Annotated in this window: 15 protein-coding genes; 5 read left to right on the forward strand and 10 right to left on the reverse strand. The window is 71.1% G+C overall.

The features are described 5' to 3' along the window. The 3 genes from C1I93_RS19340 to C1I93_RS19350 all read right to left on the reverse strand — a co-directional run. Positions 1-742, reverse strand: a 742-nt coding sequence (locus C1I93_RS19340; RefSeq protein ID WP_438819585.1) for a mechanosensitive ion channel family protein, incomplete at its 3' end; no start/stop codon positions are given. 71 nt (positions 743-813) lie between these two features. Further along, the gene (locus C1I93_RS19345; RefSeq protein WP_181445239.1) at positions 814-1,536 is read right to left on the reverse strand and encodes a hypothetical protein; all 723 of its coding nucleotides are present in this window, start codon (positions 1,534-1,536) and stop codon (positions 814-816) included. 39 nt (positions 1,537-1,575) lie between these two features. Next, positions 1,576-3,246, reverse strand: a complete 1,671-nt coding sequence (locus tag C1I93_RS19350) for a serine/threonine-protein kinase (protein WP_111244709.1) — start codon at positions 3,244-3,246, stop codon at positions 1,576-1,578. A 227-nt stretch (positions 3,247-3,473) separates the two neighbouring features. Here C1I93_RS19350 and C1I93_RS19355 point away from each other — a divergent pair, with 227 nt between their 5' ends. Beyond that, positions 3,474-5,117 (forward strand): FMN-binding glutamate synthase family protein, encoded by a 1,644-nt coding sequence (locus C1I93_RS19355; protein ID WP_223256581.1) that lies wholly within the window; start codon positions 3,474-3,476, stop codon positions 5,115-5,117. On the opposite strand, the gene C1I93_RS19360 is transcribed toward C1I93_RS19355, so the two are convergent. The 3 genes from C1I93_RS19360 to manD all read right to left on the reverse strand — a co-directional run bounded on the left by C1I93_RS19360 (position 5,102) and on the right by manD (position 8,887). Beyond that, positions 5,102-6,940 carry an AMP-dependent synthetase/ligase gene (locus C1I93_RS19360; RefSeq protein WP_111244719.1) on the reverse strand — a complete coding sequence of 613 codons (1,839 nt, stop codon included), beginning with the start codon at positions 6,938-6,940 and terminating at the stop codon, positions 5,102-5,104. The genes C1I93_RS19355 and C1I93_RS19360 overlap by 16 nt on opposite strands. Before the next feature lie 119 nt (positions 6,941-7,059). After that, positions 7,060-7,671: a gluconokinase gene (locus tag C1I93_RS19365; protein ID WP_111244710.1), complete on the reverse strand. Its 612-nt coding sequence runs from the start codon at positions 7,669-7,671 to the stop codon at positions 7,060-7,062. After that, positions 7,661-8,887: a D-mannonate dehydratase ManD gene (manD, locus tag C1I93_RS19370; protein WP_111244711.1), complete on the reverse strand. Its 1,227-nt coding sequence runs from the start codon at positions 8,885-8,887 to the stop codon at positions 7,661-7,663. Before manD ends, C1I93_RS19365 begins: the two co-directional genes overlap by 11 nt. Positions 8,888-9,021: 134 nt before the next feature. Between manD and C1I93_RS19375 the strand changes: the two genes are divergently transcribed. Both C1I93_RS19375 and C1I93_RS19380 read left to right on the forward strand, forming a co-directional pair. Beyond that, positions 9,022-9,792, forward strand: coding sequence for a FadR/GntR family transcriptional regulator (locus C1I93_RS19375; RefSeq protein ID WP_223256579.1), 771 nt, complete (start codon positions 9,022-9,024; stop codon positions 9,790-9,792). 120 nt (positions 9,793-9,912) lie between these two features. Continuing rightward, positions 9,913-10,542 carry a LysE family translocator gene (locus tag C1I93_RS19380; protein ID WP_223256577.1) on the forward strand — a complete coding sequence of 210 codons (630 nt, stop codon included), beginning with the start codon at positions 9,913-9,915 and terminating at the stop codon, positions 10,540-10,542. A gap of 176 nt (positions 10,543-10,718) precedes the next feature. Here C1I93_RS19380 and sigJ read toward each other — a convergent pair whose 3' ends face one another. After that, on the reverse strand, positions 10,719-11,603 hold the full coding sequence (gene sigJ, locus C1I93_RS19385; protein ID WP_111244714.1) for an RNA polymerase sigma factor SigJ: 885 nt from the start codon (positions 11,601-11,603) through the stop codon (positions 10,719-10,721). Between the two features lie 175 nt (positions 11,604-11,778). Here sigJ and C1I93_RS19390 point away from each other — a divergent pair, with 175 nt between their 5' ends. Beyond that, entirely contained in the window at positions 11,779-12,546 is a 768-nt protein-coding gene (locus C1I93_RS19390; protein WP_111244715.1) for an SDR family oxidoreductase, read from the forward strand. A gap of 31 nt (positions 12,547-12,577) precedes the next feature. On the opposite strand, the gene C1I93_RS19395 is transcribed toward C1I93_RS19390, so the two are convergent. Next, a complete protein-coding gene (locus tag C1I93_RS19395; RefSeq protein WP_111244716.1) occupies positions 12,578-13,279 on the reverse strand; it encodes a GH12 family glycosyl hydrolase domain-containing protein in 702 nt (233 codons plus the stop codon). A gap of 108 nt (positions 13,280-13,387) precedes the next feature. Next, positions 13,388-14,092: a CBS domain-containing protein gene (locus tag C1I93_RS19400; protein ID WP_111244717.1), complete on the reverse strand. Its 705-nt coding sequence runs from the start codon at positions 14,090-14,092 to the stop codon at positions 13,388-13,390. Between the two features lie 436 nt (positions 14,093-14,528). Here C1I93_RS19400 and C1I93_RS19405 point away from each other — a divergent pair, with 436 nt between their 5' ends. Continuing rightward, positions 14,529-15,113 carry a hypothetical protein gene (locus tag C1I93_RS19405; protein ID WP_111244718.1) on the forward strand — a complete coding sequence of 195 codons (585 nt, stop codon included), beginning with the start codon at positions 14,529-14,531 and terminating at the stop codon, positions 15,111-15,113. A gap of 24 nt (positions 15,114-15,137) precedes the next feature. Here the strand turns inward: C1I93_RS19405 and C1I93_RS32600 are convergent, their stop codons facing one another. After that, positions 15,138-15,323 (reverse strand): hypothetical protein, encoded by a 186-nt coding sequence (locus C1I93_RS32600; RefSeq protein ID WP_223256576.1) that lies wholly within the window; start codon positions 15,321-15,323, stop codon positions 15,138-15,140. Positions 15,324-15,785: the final 462 nt, after the last annotated feature.

The raw sequence follows: 15,785 nt of genomic DNA on the forward strand, positions 1-15,785 counted from the left end.
GGTCGGCGGGGGCCGGGTCGGCGGTACGCGGGGTGCTGTCGCGGCGCGTGGCGGAGTAGGCGCGGGCGTGCTCGGCGATGCTGCGCGACTCCAGTTCGGCGCGGGACAGCCAGGACTCCCAACGCTTCTGCATCGGCCGGATCAGCCCACCGCCGACGCCGACCACGAGGATGCCGCCCACGGTGGCCAGCACGGCGATCAGCACCGGCGTGGTCACGGCGGTGGCGACCCCGATCTGGTTGAGTGCGGCGATGATGCCGAGACCGAGGATGAACGCCGAAGCGATGGTGGCCAGCAGCCGGCCGTACGACAGGCCGCCGAGCGCGCCGGAGATGATGTCCTTGACCGCACCGGCGATGGCGGCGGCCACCACCACGATGATGATCGCGACGAAGGCGCGCGGCAGCCAGGCGATCACACCGGCGATCAGATCGGAGATCGGGTTCGGTCCCCAGATGCCGAAGGCCAGGTAGAGGGTGAGCAGCAGGACCCCGTAGTAGGCGAGCTTGGCGACGATGTCGCTGGCGTCGTAGCGGGAGCGGGCCAGCGCCCGCCGGATTCCGCCGCGTTCGACAGCGCGGTCGAAGCCGACGCGTTCGAGCAGCCGGTCGACGAGCTTCAGCACGGCCTTGGCGACCAGCCAGCCGGCCACCAGGATCGCCACGAAGGCGACGGCCTTGGGCAGGAAGAGCAGTATCGACCGGAGGGTGTCCCCCACCGCGTCACCGACGTTGTCTCGCATCGAATGGTCCTCCACAGGGTGTGTTTCGTCCGGCCGGACCTACCCCGCCCCACTCGGACGGAAACGTGGCCTCAGCTCGGGCAGGAGTAGATCACCTCGGTGCTCGCTTGCATCGGCGCGGGGGCGACGATGTTGACGGTGGCCGTTTCGGTGGTGGTGCCGACCCCGCTGAACGACCACCGCAGGGTCAGCTCCGCGCTACGTTGGCCCCACCCGATCCGCTCGTCGAGCAGGGTGCCGGGCGTGCTGCCAGAGCGCAGCCACTGGTACTCGATGGTGCCCGCGCGTCCGTTGGTCCGCACGGTGGCGACCACATCGACTGTGACGTCACACCGCGCGCCCGCTGGGCTCGGCACCGCGACCCGCACCTCGGTGATCTCCAGCGGGCTCAGCCGCTGCCAGATCCACAGCCCGACCGCAGCGACGAGTACCAGCGTGAGCAGGGTGGACAGCACCGAGACGAACCGCCGCCAGGCCGGTCTGCGGCGTGGCGGCGCCGGGTTCGGCGTCGGCCAGGCGGGGGCCGGCGGCGCGACCGCCGGCACCCCGGGACCGAACCGCAGCGTGTCACCGGACCCGGCGGTCGACACCGATCCCGCAGCCGGCCCGGCCCCGGTACGCGCGCCGCCGGTGATGCTCACCCCGGTCGGTTCGACATCGTCCCGACGGACCGTCGGCTGCACATCGCCAAGGTGCACCGTCGGCTCGCCCAAACGCACCGTCGGCTCCGCGGTCTGGTCGACCGGTAGGCGGTGGGTGGGCAGGGCTTCGGTGGCGTCGTCCGGCTGGAGCACGGCTGCCTCTCCTGTCATCGGTGGGCGCACGGGCCCCGGTCAGCCGGGCGTGCAGAAGGAGTAGAGCGTCACGTAGATCGGTGAGCCGCCGGTGGTGTTGCCAGCGGCGTCGGTGGCCACGACCGTCACCGGAATCCGGACGGTGGCACCGGGCCGGGGCAGGTCGGCGAGCACGCCGTGGAACTGCCCGCCGCGCAGCAGGGTCATTGGTTGCTCGTACGAGCGCTTCTCGATGAGGTAGCGAAGCCGTACCCGCAGGTTGCCCGCTTCCGTGCGGTCGTCGGCGGCCAGCGCGGTGATCGTGCTGGACTTGGCGCCGTAGGGGCAGCCACCCGGCTCCAGTTCGGTCGGGCTCGCCGTGATCCGGTCCACCGTGGGTGCGCTGGTGTCCGGCGGCGCCGGCGGGCTGGTGCTGGTCGTCGGCGTCGGAGACGCGGTCGGGCTTGCTGTCGGCGGCGCCGGCGCGGTGGGGGTCGCCGAGCTGCTCGGCGGTGTGGATGCCGAGGGACCGGCCGGGGAGGTGGACGGCGCGGCGGACCCCGGTGCGGCGGACACCTCAGTCGAGGGTGCGGGCGCGGGTGTCGCGGGGACTGCTCCGCTCGGGGCCGGCCCCGCTGTCAACTCCGTGCGGGCCTCCGCGGCCGCAGGCACCGCGACCTGTTCCTCCTGGGCGGCAAAGCCGAGTCCGACGCTGCCCGCCAACAGCGCCGCCACCAGCGGGCCGCCGACGAGCACGGCCCGTGTCCGGCCGATGCGCCGTGGTGTCGGATGCGCCGAATCGGCGACGCTGGCGGTGTCGAGCGCGGTGCTGGCCACGCTTGTCGCACCGCCACTGCCGTCCGGGAACGGAAACAGGGCGGCCAGCAACGCGGCCCGCTGAGCCAGGTCTCGCAGTCCACGTTCCTCCCAGTCGGTGCCGTACCCGGCGACCGCCGCCTCCTCCAGGATGGCCAGGAAGGCACGCGCCGATCGCGGCCGGTCGGCCGGCAGTTTCGCCAGACCGTGACGGAGCAGTTTGTGCACCGGGCGCGGTGCCGGACGGGTGGGAATCGGCGCGCGGGCATGCTGCTGGCGTAACGTGGCCAGGTCCCCGCCCTCGTACGGCGGACGCCCGGTGAGGCACTCGAAGAAGGTCGCGGTGGCGGCGTAGATGTCACACGCCGGGCTGGCCGGCGCACCGGTCCACTGTTCCGGTGCCATGTAGCGCGGGGTCCCGGTGACACCGCCGCCGGCACTGGCACCGAACGGCATGGCGATGCCGAAGTCGGCGAGCTTGCTCACGCCCTCGTGACTGATCAGGACGTTCTCGGGCTTGTAGTCACGGTGCACCACACCGTTGGCGTGCGCCGCACCGAGCCCGGCCAGCGACCCCTTGAGTACGCACAGCGCCGACTCCGGCGTGGTCGGGCCCTGCGCGCGCAGCATCTGACGCAGCGAGACGCCGTTCACCAGTTCCATCACGATCGCCGCACCGTCGGCGTTCTCCACATACTCGTAGAGCCGGCTGATGTACGGGTCGTCGATGTCGGCCAGCAGCCGGGCCTCTTCCCGGAAGGCGATGCGGAACACGTAGTCGTCGGTTCGGACGCTCAGGTACTTGATCGCCACCGGGGTTCCGGTGGCGTCGTGCACGGCGAGTTCCACGCTGCCGGACGCACCGGCACCGAGCCTACGAACCGTGGTGTAGCCGGAAACCTGCCATCCGATCATGCTGCCCGCTCTCCACGCCCTGCCCGGCCAGCCGCCGCCACCCGCTCGTTGATCATTATCACTGCGGCGACAGGCACCGCCATCGGCCCGACAGGTGCCGTTCTCCCACCCGGACGGCTGCCGTGGGCGGGACGCGGCGCCCGACGTACGGGTGGGGACGCTGTTCGCGGCCATCGGCCTGGTCGAAGGCACGTTTGATCTCGGTCGGGGCCGGAAAGTGTGGCGGAATGAGATGGTCCCGTCACGCCGTACCCGCTGCCGTGGCCGCGCTCGCCGCGCTGGCCGCCCGTGACCTGCTCCAGCGCGAACACGCGTTGCTGCGCAACTTCCCGGTGCTGGGCCGCGCCCGCTATCTGCTGGAGTCGATCGGGCCGGAGCTGCGGCAGTACATCGTGGCCGGCAACGACGAGGAGCGACCCTTCACCCGCGACCAGCGGCGCTGGGTGTACGCCTCGGCCAAGCAGCAGAACAACTACTTCGGTTTCGGCACCGACAACGACATCGAGCACACGCCCGGTTATCCGATCATCAAGCACCGTACCTTCGGTCGGACGGTGCCGCCGTCCGCGCCGACCGTCGGACACGAGGTGCGGTTGCCGTGCGCGAAGGTGCTGGGCGGTGCGCGCGGCCGGGCCCGTGCCTTCCGGCCCGAGTCGGTGGTCTCCATCTCCGGGATGAGTTTCGGGTCGCTGTCCGGGCCGGCGGTCGAGGCGTTGAACCGGGGTGCGGCGCTCGCCGGTTGCCTGCACAACACCGGCGAGGGTGGGCTGTCGCCGTACCACAGGCACGGCGGCGAGCTGATCCTGCAGATCGGCACCGCGTACTTCGGCTGCCGGGACGAGCGGGGCCGGTTCGACCTGGCCCGGCTCAAGGACGTGGTGGCCGGCGCGCCGGTGCGGGCGTTGGAGATCAAGCTCAGTCAGGGCGCCAAGCCCAGCCTCGGTGGCCTGCTGCCGGCGGCGAAGGTGTCGGCGGAGATCGCCGCGACCCGGGGCATCCCGCTCGGGCAGGACTGCGTGAGCCCGTCGCGGCACGCCGAGTTCTCCGACTGCGACAGCCTGCTCGACTGGGTGGAGCTGCTCGCCGCCGAGACCGGGTTGCCGGTCGGCATCAAGTCCGCCGTCGGTGACCTGGACTTCTGGACCGAACTGGCCGACCTGATGCGGGACACCGGCCGGGGCGTCGACTTCGTCACCATCGACGGCGGCGAGGGCGGCACCGGCGCCGCGCCGCTGATCTTCAGCGACTCGGTGTCGCTGCCGTTCCAGCAGGGCTTCGCCCGGGTCTACCGCGTCTTCGCCGAGCGGGACCTGCACGAACAGGTGGTCTTCATCGGCTCCGGCAAGCTCGGCCTGCCGGACAACGCGGTGGTCGCCTTCGCTCTCGGCTGCGACATGATCGCGGTGGGCCGGGAGGCGATGCTGGCCATCGGCTGCATCCAGGCGCAGAAGTGCCACACCGACACCTGCCCCACCGGGGTGGCCACGCAGAACGCCTGGCTGGCGCGGGGCCTGGACCCGGCCTCGAAGGCGGTCCGGGCGGCGCACTACGTCAAGACGCTGCGGCGGGACCTGATGAAGGTCGCTGAGGCGTGCGGCGTCGAGCATCCGGGTCTGATCGACACCGACTCGATCGAGATCCTCGGTGGCCGGACCACCTCCACCCCGCTGCGCGACGTGTACGGCTACCGACCCGACTGGGGTCAGCCGTCGGCGGCGGACCGCAAGGCCATCGTGGACCTGATGTCCCTCGAAGCCCCCCAGGGCGGCAGCGCTCCCCCGTCCCCGACCGCCCAGGTGCAAGGAGGGGCCCCTGCTAACGCCTCGTGTATAGGAGGGGCCCCCTCCTATACACATCAGCGGCGGCGGTAGAGGGCGGCGATGTCCTCGGCGAAGTGGTCCTGCACCACCTCGCGTTTGATCTTGAGGGTAGGGGTGAGTTCACCATCGGCCTCGGTGAGATCCCGGGGCAGAATCCGGAAGGTCTTCACCTGCTCGGCATGGGAGACGGTCCGGTTGGCCTGATCGATCGCCTCCTGGATCTCCGCGCGCAACTGCGGATCGTCGCGCAGGTCGGCCAGGGACGCGCCGGGATGTCCGTGCGCGTCCCGCCACCGTTGCCAGGCCGGCGGGTCGACGCTCACCAGCGCGGCCACGTACGGTCGGCCGTCGGCGACGAGCATGCACTGGCTGACCAGCGGATGTGCGCGTACGCGCTCCTCGATCGGTGCCGGCGCGACGTTCTTGCCCGCCGCCGTCACCATGATCTCCTTGGTCCGGCCGGTGATCCGCAGGAACCCGTCGTCGTCGAGGTGGCCGAGGTCGCCGGTGTGCAGCCAGCCGTCGTCGGTGAAGGTCTCTTCGGTGGCCTCCGGGTTGTTCCAGTAACCGACGAAGACCACCTGACTGCGGGCGAGGATCTCCCCGTTGTCGGCGATGCGGATCTGCACGCCGGGCAACGGACGGCCGACCGTGCCGATCCGCATCGCCGCCGGCAGGTTCGCCGCCAGAGCCGGGGAGGTCTCGGTCAACCCGTACCCCTCCAGCACCGTGATGCCCACGCCCCGGAAGAAGTGCCCGAGCCGCTCGCCCAGCGGCGCCCCACCCACGATGGCCATCCGGCACCGGCCGCCGAGGGCGGCGCGCAACCGACGGTACGCGACGACGTCGAAGAACAGGTGCGCCAGGCGCAGCGCCAGACCGGGGCCGGTCGGCCGGTCCAGCGCCCGGCTGTACCGTACGGCCAGTCGCTCGCCGAGGGTGAACAACCCGCCACGATGCCCGTCCTCGGCCGCGCGCCGCGCCTGGTCGTGCATCTTCTCGAACATCCGGGGTACGGCGAGGATGAAGGTGGGCCGGAAGCGGCGCAGCTGGTCGAGCACCTCGGACATGTCGGCGCTGTGCACCATCGTGGCGCGGGTGTGCACCACACCGACCTGGATCAGCCGGGCGAAGGCGTGCGCCAGCGGGAGGAACAGCACTGTCGACGCGCCCGGGTGCAGCAGCTGCGGCAACCCGGCGACGGCGCTCGTGACGTCCACGGAGATGTTGCGGTGGGTCAGCACGCAGCCCTTCGGCGCTCCGGTGGTGCCACTGGTGTAGACGATCGTGGCCATGTCCTCGCCGGTGACCGCGTCCCGGCGGGCGTCGACCTGCGCGGTGTCGACGGCGCCCGCTCCGGCCGCCAACTCGATCAGGTCACCGGCGTCGATCCGCCAGGTCTGCCGTAGGCGGGGCAGGTCCGGCCGCAGCCCGTGCACGATGGCGGCGTGCTCGGCCGTCTCCACCACGCAACCGACCGCGCCCGAGTCACCGATGATCCACCGGATCTGGTCGACGCTTGAGGTGTCGTAGATCGGTACGGTCACCGCGCCGATCGACCAGAGCGCGTAGTCGACAAGGGTCCACTCGTAGCGGGTACGGCAGAGCAGCCCGACCCGGTCGGCGTGGGCCACCCCGGCGGCGAGGAAACCGCGGGCCAGGGCCAGCACGTCGTCACGGAACTGCCGGCAGGTCACCGGCAGCGGTCCGCCGCCGCCGGAACGCCGGACCGGCCACGACCGGGGGTCCGGGTCGGGGCGGATGAACTGCACGGCGTCGGCGTCCGCCGCGGCGTTGCGCCACACCTGTTCGGCCAGGTTGACGTCACCGCCGTCGCCGTTCGGCTGCGCCGCCGTCTCCCGCACGCCCTCCACCCCCACCGCCCCATGATCTCGTCGATCACGCACTTTCGGTCGGCGCTTTGCGAAGTTTCAGGCGATTGACCGGTGATCGGTGGCGGTCCGACCCACTCGGCCGGACCGCCACCGCCGGTTCACTGACGGCTGGAAGGGTCCGGTTGCCGCTCGGCCGCGACCGACAGCCCGGCTGACTCGGCGCGCACGGGCAGGTCGGCTGACTCGGCGCGTACCGGCAGGTCGAGCCGGCGCAACGCCTCGGTGACCAGCTCGTCGGTAGGCAGTTGCAGGTCCAGGACGATGCCGCGCTCGTCCGGGCCGAGCGGCTCCAGGGTCGCGGTCTGCGAGTCGAGCAGGCTCGCCGGCATGTAGTGGCCGGCCCGCAGTGACATCCGCTGCCGGATCACCTCGGTCGGCCCGTCCAGGTGCACGAACTCCACCCGTGGCAGCCCCTGCCGCAGCATGTCCCGGTAGGAGCGTTTCAGCGCCGAGCAGGCCAGCACCGTCGAGACACCCTCGCGGTGGCGGGCCGCCATCCAGTCGGCCAGGGCGCGTAGCCACGGCCAACGGGCCTCGTCGTCGAGCGGCACACCGGCCCGCATCCGGGCCACGTTGGCCGCGGAGTGGAACTCGTCGGCCTCGGCGAAGCGCAGTCCGGTCGACGTGGCGACGCCCCGGGCCACTGTCGTCTTGCCCGCGCCGGAGACACCCATCACCACGACGTGCCGGGTGGGTCGGTCACCAGTCATGGACGGTGCCGTCCTTGAGCCGGTTGAACGGCAGATACGCCGGCTGGTACGGGAACCGGGCGGCGGCCTGCTCGTCCAGTTCCACACCGATGCCCGGCTGATCGCCGGGGTGCAGGTAGCCGTCGGTGAAGGTGAACGACTGGCGGAACACCTCGTCTGTCAGCGCGCCGTGCCGCATGTACTCCTGGATGCCGAAGTTGTGGATGGCCAGGTCCAGGTGCAGCGCGGCGGCCATGCCGACAGGCGAGATGTCGGTGGGGCCGTGGATGCCCGACTTGATCTGGTACTGGGCGGCGAAATCGAGCAGCTTACGCATCGCCGTGATGCCCCCGGTGTGGGTGACGGCGGAGCGTACGTAGTCGATGAGCTGTTCCCGGATCAGGGTCTGGTAGTCCCACACCGTGTTGAAGACCTCGCCGATCGCCAACGGCGTGGTGGTGTGCTGGCGGACCAGCCGCAGCGCCTCCTGGTTCTCCGCCGGGGTGCAGTCCTCCAGCCAGAACAGGTCGTACGGTTCCAGGGCCTTGCCGAGCCTGGCGGCCTGGATCGGGGTCAACCGGTGGTGGGCGTCGTGCAGCAGCGGCAGCTCCGGGCCGAACTCGCCGCGGACCGCCTCGAAGACGCCGGGCAGGTGCCGCAGGTACGCGCGGCTGTCCCAGTCCTCCTCGGCCGGCAGCGGAATGCGTTGGGCCGGCTCGTAGTCGTACCGCTTGCCGTCGCCGGACTGCGCGGCCACCCCGTACACAGCGTTGATGCCGGGCACTGAGGTCTGCACCCGGATCGATCGGAAGCCGAGTTCCAGGTGGGCCCGGATCGAGTCGAACAGCTCCGGCACGTCCCGCCCGGAGGCGTGCCCGTACGCCATGATCCCGGTCCGCGACGCCCCGCCGAGCAGCTGGTAGAGCGGCATGCCGGCGGCCTTGGCCTTGATGTCCCAGAGCGCGACGTCCACCGCGGCGATGGCGGCCATGGTGACCGGCCCGCGCCGCCAGTACGCCGACCGGTAGAGGAACTGCCAGGCGTCCTCGATGCGGTGCGCGTCCCGCCCGAGCAGCAACGGCACGACGTGGTCGCGCAGGTACGAGGCGACGGAGAGTTCACGCCCGTTGAGGGTGCCGTCGCCCAGCCCGGTGATGCCGTCCGCTGTGGTGATCTTCAGGGTGACGAAGTTGCGGTCCGGGCTGGAGACGATGACGTCGGCGGCGACGATCTTCACGAGGGGGTGGCCTTTCTCGCGGATGGTGCTCAGCGGAGGCCGCCGGCTCGCGCGCCGCCCGCGTCACGTCCGGATGCTAGGCCGAAAAAGCAGACTTATTCAAGAGGTAGACCCCCACTGATATGATCCAGCACGTGGATCTGACCTGCTCAGGGGTGGCCACACCCGCATCGACCGTCCTCGCCCAGACCGGGTTGCACGGACGCGTGCTCGACCACCTGGGCACCGCCATCTGCGGCGGCGAGTTGGCGGCGGGGGCGGTGCTCAACATCGACGAACTGGTCGACCGCTACGCGGTGTCCCGCTCGGTGATCCGCGAGGTGCTGCGGGTGCTCGCGTCGATGGGCTTCATCGAGACCCGGCGACGGGTCGGCGTCATGATCCGTCCGGCCACCGCCTGGAACGTCTTCGATCCCCAGGTCATCCGGTGGCGACTGGCCTCGGCCGGGCGCATCGCCCAACTACGCTCGATCACCGAGCTACGGACCGCCGTGGAGCCGCACGCCGCCTGGCTCGCCGCCCACCGGGTCAGCCACGACGACGCGAGCGACCTGGTCGGCCTCGCCGCCAAGATGTGGGCCGCCGGCAAGGCCGGCGACGAGGGACGTTTCCTGAGCCTGGACATCGACTTCCATCGCCGGGTGTTGCGCGCCTCGGGCAACGAGATGTTCGTCAAGCTCCAGGAACTGGTCGCCGAGGTGCTCACCGGCCGCCACCACTACCACCTGATGCCGCGCCACCCGCACGAGCAGGCCCTCCAACTGCACGCCGACGTCGCCCAGTCCATCCAACGCGGCGACGGCGACGGCGCCCGGCGCGCCATGGTGCAGATCATGGAGCACGCCTTCGACGAGATGTCCTCGATCTGGGATCAGAACCACGGGGTCGTGCCGCACCAGGCCTGATCCTCTCGGTCCCGGACGGCGGCACGCGGCAGGGACAGCGACGGACCACCCCAGCACGTACGCTCGGATCCGCCGCCCGAGCGGACCAGCGGCGGCCCACATCCGCGCGGAGGAACCCTCGTGACCGTTGCCATGATCGCGGCCTTCGCCGGGGTGATCGCCCTGGGCGCGCTCTCCCCCGGCCCCGACTTCGCCGTCGTGCTCCGGCAGGCCGCGGTGTCCGGACGCAGTCGCGGGATGGCGTCGGCGGGTGGGGTCGCGGTCGGCGTCTTCGGCTGGGCGGTGGCGGCCGCGACAGGTGTCGCCGCGCTGCTGGCGGCCTCGGCGACTGCCTTCACCGTGGTCAAGCTCGTTGGCGCCGGCTATCTGGCCTACCTGGGGATCAAGGCACTTCGCGCGGCGACCCGGCGGACGGACGGACCCGCCCTCACCGATGGTGACGGGCAACTCGCGAGCGTGTCGGTGGCCTTCCGCCAGGGCCTGTTGTGCAATGTGCTCAATCCCAAGGCGGCGGTCTTCTTCGTCGCGCTGATGCCGCAGTTCCTCGGCACCGGCGCCGGTGTCGGGCAGGCACTGATCCTGGCGGTGGTGGCCGCAGCCGTCACCCTGCTGTGGTTCTTCGTGGTGGCCAATGTGGTGGCCACCCTGCGGCGGCTCTTCGCCCGCCGGTCGGTGCGGCGGGCGCTCGACGCGGTGACCGGCGTGGCACTCATCGGGCTCGGTGCCCGGCTCGCCGTCACCCGCCTGTGACCGACTGCGGGTCCGACTGATCGGTGGGGGACGCCGTCGGTGGCCCTGCGGCGGCGCCTGACCTCGGCACGCACTCGCCGCCCCGGTGACAGCGCTTCCCGGCGCAGTGTCCCGGCACCACCCCGTGTCGGTGCCGGGACACTGCGCCGCGGTCCGCGTGGCGCGGACGGTGGTGGTCAGGCGGTGAAGGCGGTGAGGTTCAGCCGGCGCAGGCGGTCGCGGTCGGCGATCACGTCGATCTCGACGATCAGCCCGCCGCTGATGGTGAAGGCCATGATCGACAGTGGCTTGCCGGCGGCGGTGACCACCACCCCGGCCCCGCCGTTGATCACCGCCGGTCGGGCGAACGGCGAGAACCGGCCGAACATGGTGGCCTGGGCGGCGACGGTGCGGGCCCCCGCGATCACGGTCGAGTGGCGGGTGTGGCTGGCCCCGCCGTCGGAACGCAGCACCACCTCGGGATGCAGCACGGCGACCAACCCGTCCAGGTCACCGTCGCGGGCGGCGGCGAGGAACGCGTCGACCACCGCCCGCTGGCGGGTCAGGTCGGTGTCCGGAGTGGGAGCCTGTCCACGGACCCGGCGACGGGCCCGGCTGGCCAGTTGTCGGGCGGCGGCCGGTGACCTGTCGACCATCGGGGCGATCTCCTCGAAGGGCATTCCGAACATGTCGTGCAGCACGAAGGCGAGTCGTTCCGCCGGGGTGAGCGTGTCGAGAACCACAAGCAGCGCCAAGCCGATCGAGTCGGCCAGCACCGCCGCATGTTCCGGATCGTCCGGCCCGCCGGGGCTGACCATCGGGTCCGGCACCCGGATCTCGAAGGGCTCCTCGCGGCGGCGCTGACGGGCACGCAGCGTGTTCAGGCAGACCCGGGCGACCACTGTGGTCAGCCAGGCGGCGAGGTTGTCCAGTTCGTGCGGGTCGGTGCGGGAAAGGCGCAGCCAGGTCTCCTGCACCGCGTCCTCGGCCTCGCCGATGGAACCGAGCATTCGGTACGCCACCGCCCGCAGATGCGGGCGTTCCGCCTCGAATCGTTCGGCCAGCCAGGCGGACTCGCCCATCCCACTCCCCTTCCGTCGGCTTCACTGGCCCGACCCCGCCCGAACCGCCAATGTGACCGATGTGACTTGGATCATGCTGGTCACATTCGCGCGTTGGCCGGGGTCGAGCCGGCGAAGGCACGAACGGTAGTCGACCACGGGCACCGCCCGCGCTCGGCGGGACAGGGAGATCGCAATGAACCCACCGATCCTGATCACCGGCGGCACCGGCACCCTGGGCAGCCTGGTCACCCCGCTGCTGCTGGAGGCCGGCCACACGGTGCGGATCCTCAGCCGGCGCGGCGGCCCCTCCTCGCCCGGGGTCGCACACGTCACCGGGGACCTGGCCACCGCAGACGGCGTCGAGGAGGCTTTCACTCCCGGCACCGACACGGTGCTGCACCTGGCCGGTGGGCAGAAGGGCGACGACGTGCTGGCCGGCAGGGTGGCCCGGGCCGCGCGGGCGGCAGGCGTACGCCATCTGGTCTTCATCTCGGTCACCGGAGCCGACCGGGTCCCGCTCGCCTGGCTGCGCAACAAGCTGGTCGCCGAGGAGACCATCGCCGACTCCGGCGTGCCGTGGACGACGCTGCGCGCCGCCCAGTTCCACGAGCTGACGCTGACCCTGATGCAGAAGATGTCCGCGCTGCCGGTCGTCCCGGCACCGGGCATGCGGCTCCAGCCGGTCGCCGGCCGCGAGGTGGCCGCCCGGATCGTCGAGCTGGCGCTGGGCGCACCGGCCGGCCTCGTGCCCGATCTGGCCGGACCGCAGACGTTCGAGATGGGCGAGCTGATCCGCAGCTACCTGCGGGCCACCGGCAAGCGTCGGCTGCTGATGCCGCTCCGGCTGCCCGGCCAGGCCGGGCGCGCGTACCGGGCCGGCGCCAACCTGGCCCGCGACGGCGCGACGACGGGCACGCTGACCTGGGGGGAATTCCTCGCCGAGCGGACGGGCCGCCGGTGACCGGCGCTGCTCAGCCGGCCACCGGCGCTGCTCAGCCGGTCACCGAGAACGAGTTGGTGGTGAAGGTGCGGCCGCCGGCGGACGACGTGATCTCGTAGCCGAGTTGCACGTCGCCGATGGTCACGTCGCCGAACCAGCCACGGTTGCGGATCCACTGGGCCACCGCGGTGACGTTCACCGTGCCGGCGTTGGTGTTGCCGGTACGGATGAACGAGTAGACCTGGTTCGCGCCGTTGGAGCCCCGGTAGATGTCCCAGGTGTGTCCGCCCACCGTCGCCTGGGTCTGGAAGGTGCCGAGCGGACCGACCGGGCCGTACTTGTTCATCCACAGCATGATCTCGTGGGCGTGGTCGGTGGTCCAGATGTCGTACGCGGTGGTGAAGGCGACCCCGCTGGTGGGGACGGTGACGTTGAAGCTGCTCGTGACGTTCCCGAGTTGACTCACCCGCCGGCCGATGTAACGGGTGGCGTTCGGGTAGGACTTGATTCCGCCGGTGTTGGGATGATTGGCCCACACCCACCAGTTGCTCGGCGAGTTGGCGGTGATCGTCTGCGGGCCGTAGCCGTTGCCCCAGATGTTGTTGTAGAGGGTGTAACCCCCGCTGCTCCAGGTGCCCCACCTGTCGGACGACGACCAGACGGCGGCCTGTGCTGGTGCCGCGGGCAGGACCGCGGCTGCGGCGGTGAGCAGCAGCGCGGTCGCGACGGTGGTGGCGAGGCGAACAAGGCGCATCAGCAGCCTCCTCTTGGACTAGATAATCCCTGCTCGCTGCCCACCTTAGTTTTGAAAGACAACTATTTCAAGTGATGGCTATCGATGCATGCCCGAGCTGTCGGGGCGTCAGGCGGCGCGCGTCGGCGACACCGGAAAGGACGGGAAACCGGGCAACTCGGTGTCGTCGAAGTCGTGGTCCAGTTCGTTCACCACGTCGACCACCCCGCTGACCCGGGCGGCGAGTCGCCCCGCGACGTCCACCGCCGAACGCCGGTCCAGCTTCCCGGCCATGGTCACGACACCGTCGTACACCTCGACCCGGACCGTCCCGTCGCGTACCGCGAGCACCCGGCGCAGCACCTCCTGGACCACGTCGTCGCGAATGTCGGCGTCGGAGCGCAGATGCACGCGCAGCAGGTCACCCCGGGTCACGATGCCGACGACGCGGCCGAGGTCGTCCACCACCGGCAGACGTTTGACCTGCTCCCGGTCCATCAGCCGGGCAGCGGCCACCAGGGAGGTGTGCGGAAACGTCGTCACGGCCGGCGAGGTCATCAGGTCCCGCGCGATCCCCGCCGCACCCTTGCGCCGAGCCCGGCGCCGCCCCGGCCGCTCGAAGATCCGGCGCTCGTGCGCCTCACCCATCCATTCCACCTTGTGCAGCAGGTCCGCCTCGGACACCACACCCCGCGCGTGCCCGAAGTCGTCGACCACCGGCACCGCGCTCACCCGCCGCTCGGCCAGGACGTCGACGATCCTCCGGTACGGAGTCACCTCCGTCACCGTGGCGACGTCCCTGGTCATCACGTCACTCACCCGCCAGGCCCGCATCACGAACTCCTCTGCTCGACTGCCACACCCACGCTATGACCGACCGGGACGGCCGGGTCAGTGCCGGCGGGCCCCCACCGCCGGGACCTCTGGCCGCCGCCCACCCGGACTGAAGGCCCCTGCACGACTTGATGGTTGTCGATGTTGCCGAAGCGGGTCCAGACGTGTTGGAATGGCTCATATCGGCCGCAGCGCGGGGGCAACCGCGCTGGGAACGGCCAGCACGGGAGCATCGCAGTGCCGGCAGCGCGCCGCCTCGGCGGACAGCCGCGCGTCGCATCGCCGGGCCATCTCCAGGGCGACGGGCCTCTGTCCCCCGCCATCCCTGTCCACCGGCAGATGTCCGCGACCGCCGGCGCGTTCGGCGTCGGACCCGCCGGAATGTCCGATGCGGTCTGCCAGCGCACCAGAAATGGCGACGAGGTGAGAAGCGATCATGATTTCCCGGGAGAGTTTCGCGGGGTGGTACCGGAACCGCTACGTGTGGGTGGCGGTGATCCTGCTGACGGTGTCGGCCGGCACGCTCGTCCTGTTCAATTCGGGCGACGCCCAGACCCGGCCGGCTGATCTGCAAGGACAGCTCCTGGCCCGGATGCGTAGCACGCTCGAACAGGCGTCCCCCGAGCAGCACCAGCACGCCGGGCACGGCGTGCAGCAGGTGGCGAACGGGGAGGAGGCGCCCCCACCGGTGATCTGTGGGGTCCGCGTCTACGGGTACGAGCCGTCCGAGGTCACCACACTCGCCGAGGTGCAGACGGTCTACGGCTTCCACCTCTGCGGCGTCGCCGAGCAGCAGCGCCCCTGGGACGTGGCGGTCAAACTCGCCGGTCCGGTGATCATGGACATGTCCACCGAACCACCCGGCATCCAGGTGGTCGAGGCGACCGAGGAGATGCGGTTCATCGACCGGCTACGGGAGATGTTCCCGCCCAAGTACGCGGAACTCGCGCAGAGCGAGGCGCTGGCCAGCTCCGAGATGTCCGACCTGCGCCGCCGGTACGACGCCGCCGCAGGCCTCTGACCGGCACGGTTCCGCCACTCTCGCTCAGGTCAGCACAATCGGGTTGCTGAGTGCCGCCATCTGCCGGTTCGGGTGCCGCACCTCGACCCGGACGAAACCCGCCTCGTCGCCGGTGGTCCGCCATTCGGTGGCACCCGTGCCGGCGGCGGGCAGCGGCTCGCGGTGCACCATGCCCCGCTCGGTGAACAGGCTGATGGTGCCGGACGGCACGCCGGCAACCGCCGCATGTACCGTGATCGGCTGGCCACCGGAGTCCAGGTGCCCGCCGATCCCCGAACCACCAACAGGTCGTCGCCCGCGTACGGACCCCACTGACCGTGCCCGGCAGCGGTGTTGTGCTCGGTGGTGCCGATGAAGTCCAGCCCCACCGCACGGGCGGCGGCGGCGAGGTGGGCCGGCTTCAGATCCGCACCGTACGACAGCAGCGAGTGGACATGAAGATCGCCGCGATACCAGGCCCTGTCTGTCGGTGGCGACCGGTCGGCTTCCTGACCCTGGATATCTCTGCTCACCCCTATCGAGCTGAACCGTTCACGCCATCACGTCCGTGCGGACCGCCGCTCCCTGCCCGCGTTGTTAATAAGGGGCCCCTCCTCTACCCGAGGCGTTAGTAGGGGGCCCCTCCTTGCACCTCCTACCGGGGTAGGAGGTGGGGGTGGGACCTGTGGTCGG

It is taken from the genome of Micromonospora endophytica (assembly GCF_003236305.1).
GTDB lineage: Bacteria > Actinomycetota > Actinomycetes > Mycobacteriales > Micromonosporaceae > Micromonospora > Micromonospora endophytica.